We start from the raw sequence: 19,214 nt of genomic DNA on the forward strand, positions 1-19,214 counted from the left end.
CCTTAAGGATTTAAAATCTTTCAATTTTTTGTTTAGAACGTTTCCATTTTAAGATAAATACATTTTTTTTTCGACAAAATCTAGAAAATAGAATCTATTTTTTCTTAAATTGAAAGTTATAAAATCTCTTGATTTACAATCAAATTCATGCCTATTTATGGATTATAGGAACGTTTTTTGATGTATAAAAAAATGATTTTTCTTTCTTACACATCAGAGAAAGAAGTATTAACGGAAAAAGAACAAAACTAAATTAAGATATGACTTTTGATATTGATATGATCAAAAAAGTGTACGAGCGTTACCCTGAAAGAATTGCTGCAGCAAGACACATTGTGGGAAAACCTCTTACCCTTTCAGAAAAAATTCTTTACACCCACCTTTGGGAAGGAAATGCTACACAGGCACATGAAAGAGGAAACTCTTATGTAGACTTTGCACCAGACAGAGTAGCAATGCAGGATGCCACTGCGCAGATGGCGCTATTACAATTTATGCAAGCAGGAAAAGCTAAAGTAGCTGTTCCATCAACTGCTCACGCAGATCACCTGATCCAGGCAAGAGTGGGTGCAGAATCCGATTTACAAGAGGGGATCAACAAAAACTCTGAGGTATTCAACTTCTTGAGCTCTGTTTGTGATAAATACGGAATTGGCTTCTGGAAACCCGGAGCTGGTATTATCCACCAGGTTGTATTAGAGAATTATGCGTTCCCTGGGGGGATGATGATTGGTACTGACTCGCACACTGTAAATGCTGGCGGACTAGGAATGGTTGCCATTGGTGTAGGGGGTGCAGATGCAGTAGATGTAATGGCAGGAATGGCTTGGGAGCTTAAAATGCCAAAGCTTATCGGAGTAAAATTAACCGGTAAGATGAACGGATGGACTTCTGCAAAAGATGTCATCTTAAAAGTAGCAGGAATCCTCACCGTAAAAGGAGGTACAGGATGTATCGTAGAATACTTCGGTGAAGGGGCAGAATCTCTTTCTGCAACCGGTAAAGGTACTATCTGTAATATGGGTGCTGAAATTGGAGCTACCACTTCTACTTTCGGATACGATGATTCCATGAGAAGATATTTGGCTGCTACAGGAAGACAGGATGTAGTAGATGCCGCTGATAAAATTGCTGAACACTTAACAGGTGATGCTGAGGTATATGCAAATCCAGAACAATATTTCGACCAATTAATCGAAATTAACCTTTCTGAGCTAACCCCTCACTTAAACGGACCTTTCACGCCAGATTTAGCAACTCCGGTTGCTGAATTCAAAGCAAAAGCTGAAGCTAACGGATGGCCTTTAGAAGTTGAATGGGCACTTATCGGTTCTTGTACCAATTCTTCTTATGAAGATTTATCAAGAGCTGCTTCCATTGTTGAAGATGCGGTGGCAAAAGGAGTAAAGCCTAAGGCTATCTTAGGAATCAACCCTGGTTCTGAGCAGGTGAAATTTACAGCGGAAAGAGACGGTTTCCTGGATTCTTTCAGAAAATTTGAAAATGCAAGAATTTTCACTAACGCTTGTGGCCCATGTATTGGACAATGGGACAGAGAAGGAGCTGAAAAAGGAGAGAAAAACTCTATCATTCACTCTTTCAACAGAAACTTTGCGAAAAGAGCTGATGGTAACCCTAATACTCATGCATTTGTAGCTTCTCCTGAAATGGTAGCTGCTGTTGCAATCTCAGGAAGATTAGACTTTAACCCGATTACTGATACTTTAACCAATGAAGCAGGTGAGCAAATAAAGCTTGATGAACCTAAAGGTTTTGAACTTCCTGCAAAAGGTTTTGCCGTAGATGATAACGGATATCAGGCTCCCTCTCCAGACGGATCCAGCGTTGTTGTGAACGTAAGCCCTACTTCAGATAGACTTCAGTTGCTAGAAGAGTTTCCAGCTTGGGACGGTAAGAACATTGAAAACGCTAAGGTATTGATCAAAGCTTTCGGAAAATGTACTACCGACCACATTTCTATGGCTGGTCCATGGTTGAAATACAGAGGCCATCTTGATAATATTTCAAACAACATGTTAATTGGAGCAGTAAATGCTTATAACATGGAAACCAACCACGTTAAAAATGAATTAACGGGTGAATATGGTGAAGTTCCGGCGGTTCAAAGAGCTTACAAAGCTGCAGGAGTTCCAACTATTGTTGTAGGAGACCAAAACTATGGTGAAGGTTCTTCAAGAGAACACGCTGCCATGGAGCCTAGACACCTTGGTGTGAAAGCTGTATTGGTAAAATCATTTGCGAGAATCCATGAAACCAACCTTAAGAAACAAGGGATGTTAGGAATCACTTTCGCTAATGAGGCTGATTATGACAAAATTCTGGAAGATGACACTGTTAATTTCTTAGATCTTGATCAGTTTGCTCCAGGAAAACAACTCACTTTAGAATTCGTTCACAAAGACGGAACTAAAGATATCATTCTGGCCAACCATACTTATAACGACCAACAGATCGAATGGTTTAAGGCTGGTTCTGCTTTGAACCTGATTAAGCAGCAAGAAAAATAAAATTAATTGTTAGATCGATTAATAAAAAGACGGCTTTCATTAGCCGTCTTTTTTATTTTTAATTACTTAAACTGATACCAAACTATACTTATGTTGTTAATTTCACTTTAAGCCCAATCATTACATTTTCAATAGAAGCGGACTAAAGTCTGTTTTTCATATCAAAACAATATATTAGCTTTATCCAAAACATAAAAACCTGCATAATCAGCAAGATCTGCGAGGCATTATTGAAAAAAAAAAATTCTCACGCAGATTTTGGAGGTTGAGCAGATCTAAACCTTATAGGTTTGAGCAACTCTCCTATTTTATTTTAATTTTTCCAAAAGGTTTGCTCTATAGCTATCTCCTATCGGGATTTCCTGTTCTGATAACATCAGCTTTTTCGCTCCAATACTTTTGATTTTATCCAGATTTATGATAAAAGATTTATGAATTCTTACAAAGCTGTCAGGAAGTTGATTTTCCATTGATTTAAGGGTATCCAACACAATATATTCTTCATCAGATATCCGGATATTCACATAGTCTTTAATACTTTCGATATAAAGGATGTCTTTAAAGCTTATCCTATGCTGTTGTCCGGAAGACTTTACAAAAAAATGGGAATCTACCTCATCACTAAAAGCAAATCGCTCCTTCACTTTTAAAGCACTTTTCATAAACCTTTCAAAAGAGATAGGTTTTAAAAGATAATCAATGACATTATGTTCATAACCATTCATGGCATACTCAGAATAGGCTGTTGTCAAAACATACTTCTGTTTGTCTCCATTGATCTTCATAAAATTAATTCCGGTAAGCTCAGGCATCTGGATATCCAAAAAAATCAGATCAGATTCGTTCTTCTTTAGAAATTCCAGTGCCAGAACAGGATTCTCTGTAGAAAAAACGAGCTCAAAAAAAGGAATCTTCTGCACATAATTTTCAATGAGAGAGATCGCCAATGGTTCATCATCTACAATAATGCATTTTAGTTTTCTCATACGGACAAATCTATTCTTAAATCTACAATAAATTCTGACTCCGTTTCCTTAATATGAAGCTCATATTTTTTAGGATATAAGATTTCGAGCCTTTTTCTTACATTTTCTATTCCTATGCCGGATACCTTATCTTTTTCACGAATAATCTTAAAATTCTGAAGATAAAAATTCAATTTCCCATTGTCTTCGGAAATAGAAACAACAAAGCCTTTCCCTCTGAAATCTCCATGTTTAAAAGCATTTTCTACAAATGGAACAAGAATCATAGGTGAAATAAGAACTCCGAATTGGTTGATCTTCTTTTCTACAATCAATAATTCAGGATTTCCGATTCTTAGTTTTTCCAGCTCAATTAAACTTTCAATATACCCCACCTCCTGATCAAGACGGATAAATTCTTTTTCAAGGTCTTTGGTAGTATATCTCAAGAGTTCTCCAAGCTTTTCTATGGCCGGCAAAGCTCTTTCTGAATTCTGATAGACCAGTGAGTAGATGTTGTTTAAAGAATTAAAAATAAAATGGGGATTAATTTGTGTTTTCAAAGCCTGAAGCTCAGCATGCTTTCTCTCTTCAATAAGTTGTGACCGTTCTCTTTCTAACTTAGAATAGTAAGTAAAAAGCCACAAGCTGGTGCTTACAAAAATCGTTAAACTAGAATAATATACATTATCATAAAAATAATAGATAAAAGAGGTGCCCTCTGCGTAGTTTCCAAATCCAACAATTTTAGGAAGCAAGACTTCTTCTAAAGAATAACGAAATAAGGCAAAGAAAAATACACCAACAAAAAAACCTATAATAGTAAGATATAGTCTTTTAGGATTAAAAAACCTCGGAACAACAAAAAAATAATTAACATAGAAACCCAAAAAACTGGCTGCAAAAATAGTAGTATTAAAAATATCAATATTACTATTTTGATAAGCGATCATTGTTAATATATTTTTACTAAGAACCAGTAGCCAATAGAAAAAATGCAGGAAAAAAATTTGCTTTTGCTTCATATTCAAATGTAAGAATCTGTACTTCCAAATTCCTAGACATTTTCGACAAAACCTATTTTTTTTCCGATGAATCTTTTTTGAACGGATTAATTTCCGTTAAAATCTAGATGCCGTTTCAGCACAGAAAGTTTGAAAATATCTTTGTCTCAAGATTACACACCATGACCCTAAAATACTTTTTTATCATCAGTCTTTTTTCTTCAGCCTTGTCGGCACAAATCCAAAAAGACAGCATTCAAAGCCTTGAACAAGTCAATATTCTTGCAAAGAAAAAATTGGTCGAAAGAAAGGCAGACCGTTTGATCTTCAACGTGGATGCTTCTATTGCATCACAGGGAATGGACGCTTCGGAAACACTTGCCAATGTTCCCATGCTGAAAGTAAATGAAAATCAAGGTTTAATTTCCATTACCGGAAAAAGTACCGTAAGTGTAATGGTCAACGGAAGAATGCTTAATCTTTCAGGAACTGCTTTATTTAATTATCTAAAATCCATCAGGTCCGAAAATATTGCAAAAATAGAGGTTATCACCACTCCTCCGGCAAAGTATGAAGCTCAAGGAAATAGTGGTATTATCAATATTATACTTAAAAAAAATCCTAATATGGGTTTTAGCGGAAATATCAATTCTAATTTCATTCAAAGAAGCTATTTCGGGTTTAATTCCAATGGCTCGCTGAATTACCAAACGGATAGATTCACCAGCAGCCTGAAACTAACGTATTATAATTCTGCTAAACGTTCTAATGAAAATGAAATGATTTTAGGAGCGAGCCAGAACTATAGCAATTCGATAAGAAAAGACATGTGGAAAGAACTGACTCCTCATCTTAATATCTCCTATAAAATCAGTAAAAATTCACAAATCGGATTTGAATATATTTATGCACATCAAAAATCAGGGATGGATATCGTTAACACAACGAAAAATGTTAATTCTGAGGCTAAGGAGGAAAACCTTTTCACCAGTACTTTTCATCGGGAAAATCTTCCTACTCATACTTTGAGTGCTTATTATGATGTAAAGCTAGATTCACTAGGAAAAAAATTAAGCATTGCCGGAAATTTTTATAAAAATAATTCTGATACTGAGGTTAATTTTTCTACGTTGAAGTACTCCAATCAATCTATTGAAGATGTTAGAACTATTTCCATTGTTGCACCACAAATCTTTTCTGCACAAGCAGATTTAGAACTTCCGTTTTCTTTTGGAACTATTGAAACCGGGGTAAAATTCAATCAGTTTAAAAACACTTCGTACTTACAATATCTTACCCTTATATCCGGGCAATATATACCTGATCCGTTAAGAGCGAATGTTTTTCAATACAAAGAAGAAAACTACGCAGGGTATGTAAGTTTTTCAAAGTCTTTTGGAGAGCATTGGGAAACCAAAGCTGGCATTCGCTATGAAAATACAAATGCAGAAAGTTTTACGCCCTCTTCCAATACGGATAATCAATATAATTATGGACAGTGGTTTCCCTCTGCTTACATTTCTTATAAGGAAGATAAAAATGTATTCAGTTTTTCATATTCCAGAAGAATCAACCGTCCGAGTATGAGCAACCTTAATCCGTTCCGCTGGTATTCAAACCCGTATTCATATTCTTCAGGAAATCCTCTGCTTACGCCTGCCTACATCAACAATTGGGAACTGGGATATACCTTTAACAATAAGCTATCAGTAAGTGCTTATTACCTGAAAATGAAAAATGCATTCGGTCAGATTTCCAATATAGACGGATTATCACAAATCAGTACTTATCTGAATTATTATAATAACGATTTTTGGGGTATAAACGCCTCTTATACCGATACTTTCTTCAAATTCTGGGAAGCCAGCGTTTCCATGAATGCATCTCTTCAAAACTCTAGCGTATTTGGTATTGAGGCAGATCCAAGGAAAGGAAGTTCATTCAGTTACTCTATTAACAATACTTTTAGCCTGAACAAAGAAAAAACTGTTTCTTTATTTGTGAATTTTGATCACAGCCTCCCTTACATAAATGTGAATTCTTATTTTCACAACTTTCCGGAGCTAGCGTCTGGATTAAAAATCTCCCTCATTGAAAAAAAGTTGCAGATCAATGTAACTGTTACCAATATTTTTGCTCAGAGATTTCGTGGTGACATGTATTTTAAAGATAACAGCCAGCATTTTGACAATTACTGGGATGGAAGAAGCTTTCGATTAAGCGCCACTTATACCTTTGGAACAGGCAAAAAGAGCATCAACAAAAAGAACATTAAGTTTGAGGAGAAAGATAGGGCACAATAGTTTTCAGAGATAAAAAATTACTAAAAAAGCTATTTTTGAAAATTATTCCGTAACAATTTTTCATTTTGTGCGTCTAACTGATTAGTTGTAAAAAACATTATGAAAAAAATTATATTCGCTTTATCGCTTATAACCTCTGTGTGCGTTTTTTCACAGGAGAAAAGCAATAATACAACCAATGAAAAACAAATTGAAGGGGTTGTCATCACCAAAACTAAAAAAGCCGTTGAACAAAAAGCAGATCGTACCATTTTTGATTTTTCTGAGCAGCCTCAGCTGAATAATGGAAATGTTCTGGAGGGGCTTAAAAAACTTCCTGGACTGGTAGCCACCGATCTTGCAGGAATGATGTATCAGGGAAAGATACTGGATGTTTTCTTAAACGGAAGACCTTTGAATATTACATCCAATGATCTAAATGCATTTCTAGAGGGAATGCCGGCTAACTCAGTAGACAAAATTGAAGTGATTACCCAGCCGGGAGCAGAGTTTCCTGCTACTTCAGGGGGTGCCATCATGAATATCATCACCAACAAAAATGCTAATAAATATTTAACAGCTACTTATTCCGGGAATTACACATTCACCAATTATGATAAGTTCAGAAGCAGAACAACCAATTCTATTAATCTGAATGCTAGAAATAAGCTTTTCGGATGGCAGCTTAACGTAGGACAAAACTATCGTGAAACGATGTTGAGCTCTCAACAAGAAAATATACTGGATACCAATTCAGATAGATTAGCCCGTGGTTACTTTGCAAAAGCAGGTGCTACTTTTGATCTTGGACAGGACAGGTTATTATTGAACTACGATATTTACCACAATAATAATGACAACTATACTTTAAGTAGTGGTATTGCTAATATTCTTGTGAGCGCAAAGCCTAATGTATACAAAGAGGGGCTTTTTGATGCTTATGATGCGGCAAATACAAACAATGTAAGACAAGAGGCTGTTGTAACGTACCAAAAACGTTTCTCTGATAAATCTCAAAAATTAGATTTCCAGTTTGGTTATACAAAATCCAACAGTAAGTTTGGGCAGGACAACTTCTACCAAAAAGGAAAATTCACCAATGACAATACACCTTTTAATTATTTCAGAGGGAATATCATTAACAATCAATCGGATATGAGAATAGCCAATTTTAAGGTAGATTATTCTCAGCCTATAAAGCTTCTTGATGGTGGAAAAGTAAGCCTGGGAGGATTATATGAAAGACAGGATTATGATACAGAAAGTTTTGGACTTACGAACCTTGAATATCAGAGACAAACAGCATCAACCTATTTGGAGTTTCAGGCTAAGCTGAAAAAATTTGACTTCACATTAGGGTCACGTTTTGAAAACTATGATATTTCTGGGGTTACAAGGTATTTTGATAAGGATGATAAATTGGTTCAGGCTGACTTGCTTCCTTTCAATAAGTTTAAGTTCTTTCCTAATGCCAGCATTCAGTATAATATGATGAGTCAGGTATATGTAGCGGCTAATTATAACAGAAAGATCAGTTTACCGAGTATTTCCGCCCTAAACCCAAATAACACAACATTTGGCGGTCCCAATACGCAAATAACCGGTAACCCGAATCTACAGCCTACTATTTTTGACAATTATGAACTAAAGGTTTCTGCTTTTGATTATGCATTTATTGGCTATAGTGTAAGTTCAGCAACCAATCAGGTTGCGCAGATCGTTAGAAAAAGTGGAAATAACTTATTTAATCAGCAGGTTAACATATCCAACATGAAGATTCATAACTTCAATGTGGGACTTCCTATTCCGTTCATGCTTTTCAGTAAACCATTGAGTGAGGTGATGAAATTTAATTTTAATCCTGATAAAATCAACTTTATGTATCTGTATGCGGGATATCAAAAGCATGAAATTGACAATCTTAACAATAAAGGTTTCTGGATATTCAACCTTATGACTCAATTGATTCTTCCTAAGGGTATCAACATGAATGTAAATTACAGTTATGTAACGGCAAAAGGAGGGTACTTCTATTTTACGGCTGATAAACCGTTTAATAACTCCCTAAATATTACATTGACTAAAAAGTTTATGGATAAACGTTTGAGTGTTTCCGTATTTGCTAATGATATTTTCAACAGCCAGGTGACGCAGGCTTACTCTAATCTGCCAGCCAGCGAATCTGTATTACTAAGAACCAAGTATGACTCAAGAAACTTTGGTATTTCGATCAACTATAAAATTCCTACCAAGAATAAGCTGGCCAAGGAAGATGCTAGTATCTTAAACCAACCTAAGAAAGAGGATAATGGAGGCGTAATGCAGCAAGGACAATAGATTTACATGATAAAATAAACCAAAATGAGGCTGTAATAGTTTTACAGCCTCATTTTTTATTTCATGAATTTCATCAGAAATCATCTAAAAATCTATCGTTTGAAATCTCCAGTCCAGTGTATCAACAAGTGTTATCTGGTCTAAGGTTATAGGAAGATCCGTAATTATTTTCAAGGTCTGAAGTGCCATCATACTTCCTATGATTCCAGGTAAAGCTCCAAGAACACCCAAGCTATCACAATCCGGCACCTCTTCATCAACAGGAGGTTCTGGAAAAAGATCTCTCAAGTTTTTGCTTCCCAGATGATTGAAGACCGCCATTTGTCCGGAGAACCCTAAGATGCTTCCGTACACCAATGTTTTTTTCAGTACTACACAAGTATCATTAACCAAATATCTGGTGGAGAAATTGTCTGATCCGTCCACAATAATATCATATTGGGAGAGTATCTCTGAAGCGTTAGTTGCATTAATTTTCTCTTCAATACCTATCACTTCTACCTGATGATTTAGTTTTTTTACAAAAGTCTCTGCGCTTTTTACTTTCAGCATTCCTACTTTCTTCTCATTATGGATGATCTGGCGGTTCAGGTTATGAAGCTCTACATGGTCAAAGTCAGCAAGGGCTAAAGTTCCAACTCCTGCAGCCGCTAAATATTGGATCACGGGACTTCCCAATCCGCCGGCTCCTATGATAAGAACTTTGGAAGCCATAATTTTCTTTTGCCCCTCTAACCCAATTTCATCAATAAAAATCTGTCGGCTGTATCTTTTAAAAATATCTTCGCTTTCCATTTTGAATAGTATAGTTTAAAATCCACGGTACACGGAATCCCAATCTTTCATTACAGGATCATAGCCGGACTGTTTAATCATATTCCTTATCTCTTCCATACTTCGTTCGTCACTGGTCTCAAATTGTTCCAGAGATTCTTTATCTACAGAGTAGCCTCCCGGATTGGTTTTTGAACCGGCACTCATTGCCGTGGCACCTAGTGATACGATATGGTTTCTGAAGACTTCATTTTCCCTTGTGGATATTGATATTTCAAGATCTTCATTCCAAATTCTGTAGGCACAGATCAATTGCAGTAAGTCTTTATCTTCCATGATAAAATTAGGTTCAATAATTCCTTCTGCCGGTCTAAGCCTTGGAAAGGATACCGAAAACTTGCTTTTCCAGTATTGCTTCTGGAGATAATCGATGTGAAGAGCATTGAAAAAGCTATCCACACGCCAGTCTTCCAATCCAAGCAAAACACCTAAGCCCATTTTATGAATGCCGGCTCTGCCAATTCTGTCAGGGGTATCCAAACGAAAATGAAAGTTTGATTTTTTACCCTTTGGATGGTATTCTTTGTATACTTCCTGATGATAGGTTTCCTGATATACCAATACGGAATGCACTCCCTCTTCATGAAGAAGTCTGTATTCTTCTTCTTCCAAAGGTTGAACTTCAATGGAAATATTGGAAAAATGAGGTCTTAGTAAACGAACAGCGTTCTTAAAGTAAGGAACTCCCACTATTTTATTGGCTTCTCCACTCACCAGTAAAACATGATTAACACTCATTGACTTCAGAACGGAGGCTTCAATCATTAATTCTGAATCGGTAAGGGTTTTTCTCCTTAAATTATTATCCAAACTGAAACCACAATAGGTGCATATGTTCTGACATTCATTACTGAGATACAACGGAGCGTATAACTGAATGGTTTTTCCAAAGCGTTTTTGGGTAAGAGATCGCGTCATCTTTGCCATCAGTTCCAATTCCTGTGAGGCTGCCGGTGAAAGCAGATTCAAAAAGTCTTCCAGTGTTTTATTCTTTTTCTGAAGACTGTTCTGAACATCAAATATACTTACTTTTTCAAGTCTAGCTTTTATCTCATCCCATTGGTATTGTTCAAAAACATCTTTAAAGCTATTCATCATGTTAATTGTTATTCGAATAAAAATGAGGTTAATGGGCTTGAAGCTTCTGCATGATTGGCTATTGCGCCTAATCCTGACTCAAATGCTCTTCTTCCTGCAATGACTCCTTCTTTAAAGGCAACAGCCATGTTCACCGGATTTCTGGCCACTGCAATTGCTGTATTAACAAGAACTGCATCGGCTCCCATTTCCATTGCTTTGGCGGCATCAGATGGAGCTCCTATTCCTGCATCTACCACAACCGGAACTTTACTTTGGCTGATGATAATCTCTAAAAAGTCTAATGTTCTTAATCCTTTATTAGTTCCGATGGGTGCCCCCAAAGGCATTACTACCGCAGTTCCTGCATCTTCCAGACGCTTACACAAGACCGGATCAGCATGAATGTATGGCATTACCACAAATCCCAGCTTTGCCAATTCTTCCGTTGCATAAAGGGTTTCAATAGGATCTGGTAATAGATATTTTGGGTCTGGATGAATTTCAAGCTTTACCCAGTTGGTTTCCAGAGCTTCTCTTGCTAATTGCGCTGCCAATACAGCTTCTTTAGCAGTTCTTGCTCCTGAGGTATTGGGTAAAAGATGAACTTTTGTATCTCTTAATGAGTCCAGAAGATCGTCTTCAGCGGACTGGGCATCGATTCTTTTCAAGGCCATCGTTACCATATTGGTTTCTGATGCAACGACGGATGCAGCCATATCCATAAGGCTTCCGAACTTTCCTGTCCCTAAAAACAGTCTTGATTCAAAGGTTCTGTCTGCTATTATTAATTTTTGATTATGCATATATCATTGCTTTTTTAAATTCATTAATGATGGAGGGTTGAGTCGTAATATGTCCTGAAACAGCTACTCCATAAATCCCAATCTGCCGTAGACGGGTAATATCTTCAAGGGCAACACCGCCAATGGCAAATATCTTGGGGGTTTCTGTTGATTTTTCCTGAAAATGGTTAATAATTTCCTGATATCCCTCAAATCCCAGAATAGGACTGAGTTTTTCCTTGGTAGAGGTAAACCTCAAGGGTCCTAAGCCTATGTAATCACATGATTCGTTTATTCTTTGGAGTACGTCAGAAAGTGTATTAGCTGTTCCTCCAATAATTTTACTTCCACCTAAAATAAGCCTTGCTTCTTCAATAGAACCATCATTCAATCCTAAATGAACACCGTCAGCCTCTATATTTTTTGCCAAATGAACATGATCATTGATGATACAAACTGCCTGATATTTTGAACAAAGTTGTTTTGAGATTTCGCAAAGGCTGATTAATTCATTTTCAGGGGCATTTTTCCAACGGATCTGTACCCATTTTATTCCGTTATCCAAAGCTTTACGAATATTGAGTTCCTGCTCCTGAAACGTATTTCCCTGTGATATGTATTGTAGTTTTTCCATAGTTACTATGCATGTGTTCCCAGTAAAGAGGGACTGCTTTTTAAAAATTTTTCTATATATAATTTCCCTTTTCTACAGGCAGCTTCCAGATTTTCACCTTTAGCGAGTTCCCCTGCAATTGCCGAAGACAAAACGCATCCAGATCCATGTTTTGGATGGTATACAAAATCTCCGTTGCTTGGGGCCAGCAAGGTTTCAATTCCGTCTTCAACTAAAACATCCGTTCCTAAAAGGTCTTCTCTATGTCCTCCTTTGATAAGCACTGAACAGGAATTTTCTTTTGACAGAAGATCATTATCCTTTAAAACACTGTATTCATTATAGTTAGGCGTAATTAAACTGATCTCGTCTACTCTGTTTTTCAATAAGGGAAGTGTTTTAAGGTTGAAAAAAGTAAATTCTGACGTACTCTTCAATACGGGATCCCAAACAATTTTAGCATCAGCACGACAAGCCTTAACTGTGTTGATAATTTCAATCAGAAATTCAGCATCTTTTACAATTCCAATTTTCACAACGGAAACTGGATAATGGCTCATCAATACATTAATTTCCCTGACAATCTCATCTATGGATCTCCATTCCAGGCTAAGACATTGAGAAGCTGTCTGTAAGGTAAGGGCTGTACATATTCCCAATCCCATTACTTTTATTTGTTCCAGCGTTTTAATATCTGATAACAAACCAGCTCCTCCACTTGGATCAAAACCAGCAATGCTTATAACGAAGGGATATTCTTTCTGCATTCTTTAAAAACTTTTAAGGGTTCATTACTTTCCCAAATTGCTCCTAATAAGGCCACTCCGTCTACTCCAGCCTCAAAAGCTTCGTGAATATGATCAGCACCAATTCCTCCCAGGCCAACCAATTTTACCTCCGGATTATTTCTTTGCCTTACACTATCCATTACCGTTGAATCAGCACCATATCCTTTTTTGGAAATACTCGGAAATAATGGGCTTATAAAGGCGTATTCCCATTCTTTTTCCAACATATTATAGGCTGTAATGTCATGCACAGAGGTTGAAATAATATTTTCAGTCATCCATGTCTTGTACTTGCCTTGCCTTCGATCTTCTTCTCTAAAATGAAATCTGGAAATATTGTAATCTTTTCCAACCTCATAATGAGTATGCAAAATCAATTGAGCGGAAAAAGAGTCATCAATGCTGTTTATAAAACCCGTCATCTCTTCTCTATTGATCCAGGGCTTTCTGATATGAAGCAGATCCAGGCCCTCATTAAACATTTGATTAATAATCTCAGGTTCATTGGGAATTATTGTTTCAGGAGTGATAACAAGGATCATATATAAATTTCCTTTCCTTTTTCGATAAACTCTTGTGATTTATCCAGCATTCCTTGTTCTGCAGACTCTCTAATTTCCTGCGTAATCTTCATGGAGCAGAACTTTGGCCCGCACATAGAACAGAAATGGGCAATTTTTGCTCCGTCAGCAGGAAGGGTTTCGTCATGATAAGATCTTGCCGTATCGGGATCTAGTGAAAGATTGAACTGATCTTCCCATCTGAATTCAAATCTGGCTTTACTTAATGCATTATCTCTATATTGTGATCCGGGATGTCCTTTTGCTAAATCTGCTGCATGAGCGGCTAACTTATAGGTAATTACGCCCACTTTTACATCATCTTTATTAGGAAGTCCTAAGTGCTCTTTTGGTGTTACATAACAAAGCATGGCACAACCGAACCATCCTATCATTGCGGCTCCAATTCCAGATGTGATATGATCATAACCCGGCGCAATATCTGTAGTTAAGGGACCTAAGGTATAAAATGGAGCTTCCTGACATTCTTCCAATTGCTTTTCCATATTTTCCTTGATCATGTGCATGGGAACGTGTCCGGGACCTTCAATCATGACCTGTATATTATGTTTCCATGCAATTTTTGTAAGCTCACCTAAGGTCTCCAGTTCTGCAAACTGAGCAGCATCATTGGCATCAGCAATAGAACCAGGACGAAGACCATCTCCCAGAGAAAAAGCTACATCGTATTTCTTCATGATCTCGCAAATCTCTTCGAAATGAGTGTATAAAAAGCTTTCTTTATGATGGAAAAGACACCATTTCGCCATAATGGATCCCCCTCGGGAAACAATTCCTGTTACTCTGTTTGCTGTTAAATGAATATATCGTAGCAGAACTCCGGCATGGATTGTAAAATAAGACACTCCTTGCTCTGCCTGCTCTATCAAGGTATCTCTAAAAACTTCCCATGTCAGATCTTCCGGCACTCCTTTTACCTTTTCCAATGCCTGATAAATGGGAACTGTACCTATGGGAACCGGACTGTTTCTGATGATCCACTCTCTGGTTTCATGAATATTCTTTCCTGTTGAAAGATCCATAATGGTATCAGCTCCCCATCGGCATGCCCAAACGGCTTTCTCCACTTCTTCGTCAATACTTGATGAAACAGCACTGTTTCCGATATTGGCATTGATTTTCACTAAAAAGTTTCGCCCTATAATCATAGGTTCGCTTTCCGGATGATTGATGTTGTTAGGAATGATAGCTCTTCCGGCTGCAATTTCATCTCTTACAAATTCTGGAGTAATCTTATTTTTTGGAGTGTTGGCTCCAAAACTATTTCCGACATGTTGAAAAGACATCTCTTTTGAAACGGTTTCCAGTTGTTCTATACGCTGATTCTCCCTGATGGCTACATATTCCATTTCAGGGGTAATGATTCCTTGTTTTGCGTAGTAAAGCTGAGTCAGCTCTTTTCCATTCTTTGCCACCTTAGGTTTATGATCATAGGCGAAACGTAATTCGTCAAGTTTTGTATCTGCCAGACGAGCTTTTCCGTATTCTGATGTAATGCCGTCCAGAATATTAACATCTTTTCTATCGAGAATCCATTGCTCCCTTATCCTTGGAAGACCTTTTTGAATATCAATTTCTGCATTTTCGTCAGTATAAGGCCCTGAAGTATCATAAACCGTTACCGGTGCATTTTCTTCAAAACCGCCTTTGCTAAGCTTTGTAGGGCTAAGCTGTATTTCGCGCATTGCTACATTGATAGGATGAATTTTTCCTTCAACGTAAATTTTCTTTGAGTTCGGAAATGGCGAACACGTAATTGAATGAGCCATAAATATTGGTATTAAATATGAATTAACCGCCCTGAGTGGCAGTAATGATTAAAACTGAATCTTGATCCTTAAGAAATGTCTCTGCCCAGGCGGACAGCGGAATGATACGATTGTTGAGGGCTACAGCAATTCCTTTCTTTTTTCCGGGTAATTCCATAGCCAATAGTGCTTCCAGATTTTCAGGAAGTACATTAAATGTTTTTCGGGTGTGGTTGATTATAAGTTCCATTCCTAATATTTTAAATATACTTTAGGAATGGCCGTTATTGTACAATAGAATGTACAGCAAAAGTCACCTACTTTTCCCTACGCTGGTATGATCCAGATCAGGTTCAAAGGGTAAAGTCTCAGTCTGTAGATAACAGACACCCCTAAAGTATGGGACGAAGTTAGTTATTTTTTCAGAATAGGCAAAATTCAATTTTTGCAAAGAATAGAAAAAGCCGGAAATAGTACTATTTCCGGCTTTTTAATCTGAATAGCAATGAATTGCTATTTTCTAATTATTTTTTTCTGTTGTTGCGATCCGTCTTTCATCTCAAGAATCATCATATAGATTCCTTGTGAAAGATTACTTAACACAAGTACAGATTGTGGATTTTCTATTCTTTTGATCAGTTTTCCTGCAACATCTACAATCTTTATAGATTTTACTAACTCCGGTTTGTTGATATTGACATTGTCTAAGAAAGGATTTGGATAAACCTCTACAGATTTTTTAGCTTCTGTTTCTGCTGTACCAAGGCAACCTGACCCTATTGTTGCCGTTACTTTTGTTCTTTCTGATTCGCAATTTATAAGTACTTTCCAATTATAAAAATATCTATAGGTACCAAAAGAGTTATTTCCTCCTGAAAATGCTGACGTAATACTGCCTATTCCAGGTAGTACATATGGATAACTGAATCGCTCTCCTGAAGCTTCCATAAGAAGTTTCGACACCCCCGAAGAAGCAGTTATCACTAATCTATAGCCACTTCCCGCCGGTATGTTAAAATCAAGAGGAATGGTATTTACCACCCCATAGTTCAATACATTAACATTGGCTATTTTACTCTGTAACTCAACACCTGCTGAGCTTTTCAAAACAAGCTTTACAAGTCCTGTAGTACTGGTATTATGAATAGGATAAATATCTACAGATTTCAGTGTAAAATCTCTCTCAGCATTAAATACTAATCCATTTTCATAAGTAAGATCCTCCACTAAGGAATAAGGTGTAGACTTACCAATAGTACCAATACTTTCAGTAGAGGTACCTGCCCAATAATCTTTTGTTGAGGAAATAAGAGGAGTAACAAAATTGTTTCCTGTTCCTACCTTGTTTCCTCCTGTTTGTTCATCATACCATGCTATTTGAGATCCTTGTGCTGCAGTCGCAGATAATGTCATTGAAGCTGGTCCTATACATGTTTCAGCACCTACTGTAGATGTAATTGCTGATGGCTCGCACATTGTTAAAAATGCTTTGGCCTGTGTCCAGTTACCTTTTTCTGTAGATGAACATCTTGAGCGTAACCAGACATAATATACAGTTCCCGGCTGCAATCCGGATAAAATTGAATAAGAAGAACCCATTACTCCTGAAGCACTTGGTATAGAAGATGATGCAGGAGCAAGATCAGAAGTTGAATAATAAATATCATAGCCTTCATTAGGAACAACAGCCGGCTGTGTCCACGAAATTTGGGCTGCATTTTTTGTAATATTATTTACTCCAACAGAAAGAGGCGGTTTACAAGCTGACGGAGTCCAACTATAAGTTAATCCATCATCTGGCATTCCTGGTACTCCATTTGCTGTACTGAACGCCTGTCTGCTATTACTTAATCCTCCGGCATGAGAATTTGCAAAAGCTGTTGTTTCATTACTGATTCGATTGTTAAAGTCTGAAGTATTAACTCCTCTTAGACCTATCTCAGGACCAGCTTCATCAGTAATCAAACCTGAGCCTCTAACATAATCTCCTTTTTTATAAACAACGGCTATTGTTCCTGTTTCCTTAAGACGAATCTGGAAAGAAAATGCATAGACAGTTGTAGAAGTATATATTTCTTTCTTTGGTTTAAAGTTCTCCCACTGAATAACAACTTCTCTATTAGGCGCTGTTCCTACAACATCCCAGGTCAGACTTCCTGTCGTACCATTGATATTATAAACAGCATCAATATCCCTTCCCCACGCAGAAATAGCGCCCTGATATCCCATTACACCGGAAATCGGCCAATACGTAGTAGAGCCCGGAGCTATCCCGAATGTTACAAAACCATTTGTTGATACATAAAGTGACGAATAATTTACACCATTAAAGTTAAAATCAAACGGAAGGTTCAGTGGAAAAACACTACTATCCAATGGATTCATTACAGAGGGTGTTCCAATAACCGTCCCAAGAATAAGTGGATTATAAGTTCCTGATGATTGTGAAAAAATGTAAGAATTTACCTGTGCATATGCTATGTTACAAATTCCAAGAAAAAAAGCGCAACTGAGCATAGCTTTTCTCAGTCTGTAAAGGTTTTTCATAAAAGTGTTTATATTAATCGCTACAAGATATAACTTTTATTAAAAAAACAAACCCACAAATAGATTAACTGCATAAAAAAAACACCATACAAGGTGTTTTTAAAAATATTTTAAATTTTTTACTCTTCACAAGCTCTCCAAATAGCATCATTCTGAGGAACGGGAGCTATAATTTCAATGTTTTCTTTTGTGACAGGATGAATAAATTCCAATTTTCTGGCATGAAGATTAATTCCTCCATCCGGATTAGAACGTGGGGATCCGTATTTAAGATCTCCTTTGATCGGAATTCCTGTTTTGGATAACTGAGCTCGTATCTGATGGTGTCTTCCTGTTTCAAGGTCAATTTCAAGAAGCAAATAATTATCCAGCGTCTTTATCACATTGTAAGTAAGAATAGCTTCCTTTGCTCCTTCTGTAGCCTTAGGAAAAACGATGGCTTTATTATTCTTTTCATTTTTCTTTAAATAATGAACCAACCTCTGAGTCTGGGGAATCATTTCTTTTCCCACAACAGCCCAATAGGTCTTTTTAACCTCCCTATTTTTTACCATTTGGGTAACACGTGAAAGTGCCTTGGAGGTTTTAGCATAAATTACCAGCCCGGAAGTGGGACGGTCTATACGATGAACTAAACCGAGAAAAACATTTCCCGGTTTAGCATCTCTTATTTTTATAAAATTCTTTATTGATTCTAATAGTGATTCATCACCTGTCTTGTCACCTTGTACAAGCTGGCCGACTTTTTTATTAACCACCAGAAGATGATTATCTTCATATACAATCTGCTCCTTCATAATTCTTCAGTCTATCTTCTTCTATTAGACAATGAAAGGATAATACCCCCCAAAAGACCAATAGTCTTCAGTGCAGAAAGTTTTGAGTCTTCCGGTAAAAACGCTCCCACTACACAAATTCCCGCAGCAGCATACATTGCATACATAAAGTTTTTATTGGTAAGCAAAGGTGCCTGAACAAAGAAACTGGCTCCTATCAGGACATAAAAAACTTTTCTGGAAAGCAAATGATTAATTTCCGGAGAAAATAAATTAAACCAACCTACAGCAAGACAGATTAGTGCTCCAATGGATAGCATCCCTTGGATGGATTGTTGATTCTGCATAA

16 protein-coding genes and 1 riboswitch are annotated in these 19,214 nt (G+C 37.0%); of the genes, 3 read left to right on the forward strand and 13 right to left on the reverse strand.

What is annotated here, in order from left to right; all coding sequences use genetic code 11:
- Positions 1 to 260: 260 nt before the first annotated feature.
- Positions 261 to 2,528, forward strand: coding sequence for an aconitate hydratase (locus SCA31_RS15670; RefSeq protein ID WP_410697893.1), 2,268 nt, complete (start codon positions 261 to 263; stop codon positions 2,526 to 2,528).
- 308 nt (positions 2,529 to 2,836) lie between these two features.
- Here SCA31_RS15670 and SCA31_RS15675 read toward each other — a convergent pair whose 3' ends face one another.
- Together SCA31_RS15675 and SCA31_RS15680 are read right to left on the reverse strand one after the other, a co-directional pair.
- Complete coding sequence (locus SCA31_RS15675) at positions 2,837 to 3,514, reverse strand: LytR/AlgR family response regulator transcription factor (RefSeq protein WP_410697894.1); 678 nt, start codon at positions 3,512 to 3,514, stop codon at positions 2,837 to 2,839.
- Positions 3,511 to 4,446, reverse strand: a complete 936-nt coding sequence (locus SCA31_RS15680) for a sensor histidine kinase (RefSeq protein WP_410697895.1) — start codon at positions 4,444 to 4,446, stop codon at positions 3,511 to 3,513. The genes SCA31_RS15675 and SCA31_RS15680 overlap by 4 nt, the downstream gene beginning before the upstream one ends.
- Before the next feature lie 179 nt (positions 4,447 to 4,625).
- Here SCA31_RS15680 and SCA31_RS15685 point away from each other — a divergent pair, with 179 nt between their 5' ends.
- A complete protein-coding gene (locus SCA31_RS15685; protein WP_410697896.1) occupies positions 4,626 to 6,800 on the forward strand; it encodes a TonB-dependent receptor domain-containing protein in 2,175 nt (724 codons plus the stop codon).
- A 99-nt stretch (positions 6,801 to 6,899) separates the two neighbouring features.
- On the forward strand, positions 6,900 to 9,116 hold the full coding sequence (locus tag SCA31_RS15690) for an outer membrane beta-barrel protein (protein ID WP_410697897.1): 2,217 nt from the start codon (positions 6,900 to 6,902) through the stop codon (positions 9,114 to 9,116).
- An 84-nt stretch (positions 9,117 to 9,200) separates the two neighbouring features.
- Here the strand turns inward: SCA31_RS15690 and SCA31_RS15695 are convergent, their stop codons facing one another.
- The 11 genes from SCA31_RS15695 to SCA31_RS15745 form a co-directional block, all read right to left on the reverse strand.
- Positions 9,201 to 9,911 (reverse strand): HesA/MoeB/ThiF family protein, encoded by a 711-nt coding sequence (locus tag SCA31_RS15695; protein WP_410697898.1) that lies wholly within the window; start codon positions 9,909 to 9,911, stop codon positions 9,201 to 9,203.
- A 15-nt stretch (positions 9,912 to 9,926) separates the two neighbouring features.
- The gene (thiH, locus tag SCA31_RS15700; RefSeq protein WP_410697899.1) at positions 9,927 to 11,045 is read right to left on the reverse strand and encodes a 2-iminoacetate synthase ThiH; all 1,119 of its coding nucleotides are present in this window, start codon (positions 11,043 to 11,045) and stop codon (positions 9,927 to 9,929) included.
- A gap of 11 nt (positions 11,046 to 11,056) precedes the next feature.
- The gene (locus SCA31_RS15705) at positions 11,057 to 11,833 is read right to left on the reverse strand and encodes a thiazole synthase (protein WP_410697900.1); all 777 of its coding nucleotides are present in this window, start codon (positions 11,831 to 11,833) and stop codon (positions 11,057 to 11,059) included.
- Entirely contained in the window at positions 11,826 to 12,446 is a 621-nt protein-coding gene (locus SCA31_RS15710; RefSeq protein ID WP_410697901.1) for a thiamine phosphate synthase, read from the reverse strand. Before SCA31_RS15710 ends, SCA31_RS15705 begins: the two co-directional genes overlap by 8 nt.
- A gap of 5 nt (positions 12,447 to 12,451) precedes the next feature.
- Positions 12,452 to 13,192: a hydroxymethylpyrimidine/phosphomethylpyrimidine kinase gene (locus SCA31_RS15715; RefSeq protein ID WP_410697902.1), complete on the reverse strand. Its 741-nt coding sequence runs from the start codon at positions 13,190 to 13,192 to the stop codon at positions 12,452 to 12,454.
- Entirely contained in the window at positions 13,165 to 13,755 is a 591-nt protein-coding gene (locus tag SCA31_RS15720) for a thiamine phosphate synthase (protein WP_410697903.1), read from the reverse strand. Before SCA31_RS15720 ends, SCA31_RS15715 begins: the two co-directional genes overlap by 28 nt.
- Positions 13,752 to 15,563: a phosphomethylpyrimidine synthase ThiC gene (gene thiC / locus SCA31_RS15725; protein ID WP_410697904.1), complete on the reverse strand. Its 1,812-nt coding sequence runs from the start codon at positions 15,561 to 15,563 to the stop codon at positions 13,752 to 13,754. Before thiC ends, SCA31_RS15720 begins: the two co-directional genes overlap by 4 nt.
- Positions 15,564 to 15,585: 22 nt before the next feature.
- Complete coding sequence (thiS, locus tag SCA31_RS15730; RefSeq protein WP_076356965.1) at positions 15,586 to 15,792, reverse strand: sulfur carrier protein ThiS; 207 nt, start codon at positions 15,790 to 15,792, stop codon at positions 15,586 to 15,588.
- 57 nt (positions 15,793 to 15,849) lie between these two features.
- A riboswitch (TPP riboswitch) is annotated at positions 15,850 to 15,946 on the reverse strand.
- Positions 15,947 to 16,055: 109 nt separating this feature from the next.
- Positions 16,056 to 18,089: a T9SS type A sorting domain-containing protein gene (locus tag SCA31_RS15735; protein WP_410697905.1), complete on the reverse strand. Its 2,034-nt coding sequence runs from the start codon at positions 18,087 to 18,089 to the stop codon at positions 16,056 to 16,058.
- Positions 18,090 to 18,208: 119 nt separating this feature from the next.
- Complete coding sequence (locus SCA31_RS15740) at positions 18,209 to 18,889, reverse strand: RluA family pseudouridine synthase (RefSeq protein WP_410698008.1); 681 nt, start codon at positions 18,887 to 18,889, stop codon at positions 18,209 to 18,211.
- A gap of 8 nt (positions 18,890 to 18,897) precedes the next feature.
- Positions 18,898 to 19,212, reverse strand: a complete 315-nt coding sequence (locus SCA31_RS15745; RefSeq protein ID WP_284463345.1) for a hypothetical protein — start codon at positions 19,210 to 19,212, stop codon at positions 18,898 to 18,900.
- Between the last annotated feature and the right edge of the window lie 2 nt (positions 19,213 to 19,214).

Source organism: Chryseobacterium sp. SIMBA_028, assembly GCF_046535285.1.
Lineage (GTDB): Bacteria > Bacteroidota > Bacteroidia > Flavobacteriales > Weeksellaceae > Chryseobacterium.

What these genes read in the sequence shown, in the direction of transcription:
- SCA31_RS15670 (WP_410697893.1), top strand. Translation starts at nt 261, where the DNA reads ATGACTTTTGATATTGATATGATCAAAAAAGTGTACGAGCGTTACCCT.
- SCA31_RS15675 (WP_410697894.1), bottom strand. Translation starts at nt 3,514, where the DNA reads ATGAGAAAACTAAAATGCATTATTGTAGATGATGAACCATTGGCGATC.
- SCA31_RS15680 (WP_410697895.1), bottom strand. Translation starts at nt 4,446, where the DNA reads ATGATCGCTTATCAAAATAGTAATATTGATATTTTTAATACTACTATT.
- SCA31_RS15685 (WP_410697896.1), top strand. Translation starts at nt 4,626, where the DNA reads ATGCCGTTTCAGCACAGAAAGTTTGAAAATATCTTTGTCTCAAGATTA.
- SCA31_RS15690 (WP_410697897.1), top strand. Translation starts at nt 6,900, where the DNA reads ATGAAAAAAATTATATTCGCTTTATCGCTTATAACCTCTGTGTGCGTT.
- SCA31_RS15695 (WP_410697898.1), bottom strand. Translation starts at nt 9,911, where the DNA reads ATGGAAAGCGAAGATATTTTTAAAAGATACAGCCGACAGATTTTTATT.
- thiH (WP_410697899.1), bottom strand. Translation starts at nt 11,045, where the DNA reads ATGAATAGCTTTAAAGATGTTTTTGAACAATACCAATGGGATGAGATA.
- SCA31_RS15705 (WP_410697900.1), bottom strand. Translation starts at nt 11,833, where the DNA reads ATGCATAATCAAAAATTAATAATAGCAGACAGAACCTTTGAATCAAGA.
- SCA31_RS15710 (WP_410697901.1), bottom strand. Translation starts at nt 12,446, where the DNA reads ATGGAAAAACTACAATACATATCACAGGGAAATACGTTTCAGGAGCAG.
- SCA31_RS15715 (WP_410697902.1), bottom strand. Translation starts at nt 13,192, where the DNA reads ATGCAGAAAGAATATCCCTTCGTTATAAGCATTGCTGGTTTTGATCCA.
- SCA31_RS15720 (WP_410697903.1), bottom strand. Translation starts at nt 13,755, where the DNA reads ATGATCCTTGTTATCACTCCTGAAACAATAATTCCCAATGAACCTGAG.
- thiC (WP_410697904.1), bottom strand. Translation starts at nt 15,563, where the DNA reads ATGGCTCATTCAATTACGTGTTCGCCATTTCCGAACTCAAAGAAAATT.
- thiS (WP_076356965.1), bottom strand. Translation starts at nt 15,792, where the DNA reads ATGGAACTTATAATCAACCACACCCGAAAAACATTTAATGTACTTCCT.
- SCA31_RS15735 (WP_410697905.1), bottom strand. Translation starts at nt 18,089, where the DNA reads ATGAAAAACCTTTACAGACTGAGAAAAGCTATGCTCAGTTGCGCTTTT.
- SCA31_RS15745 (WP_284463345.1), bottom strand. Translation starts at nt 19,212, where the DNA reads ATGCAGAATCAACAATCCATCCAAGGGATGCTATCCATTGGAGCACTA.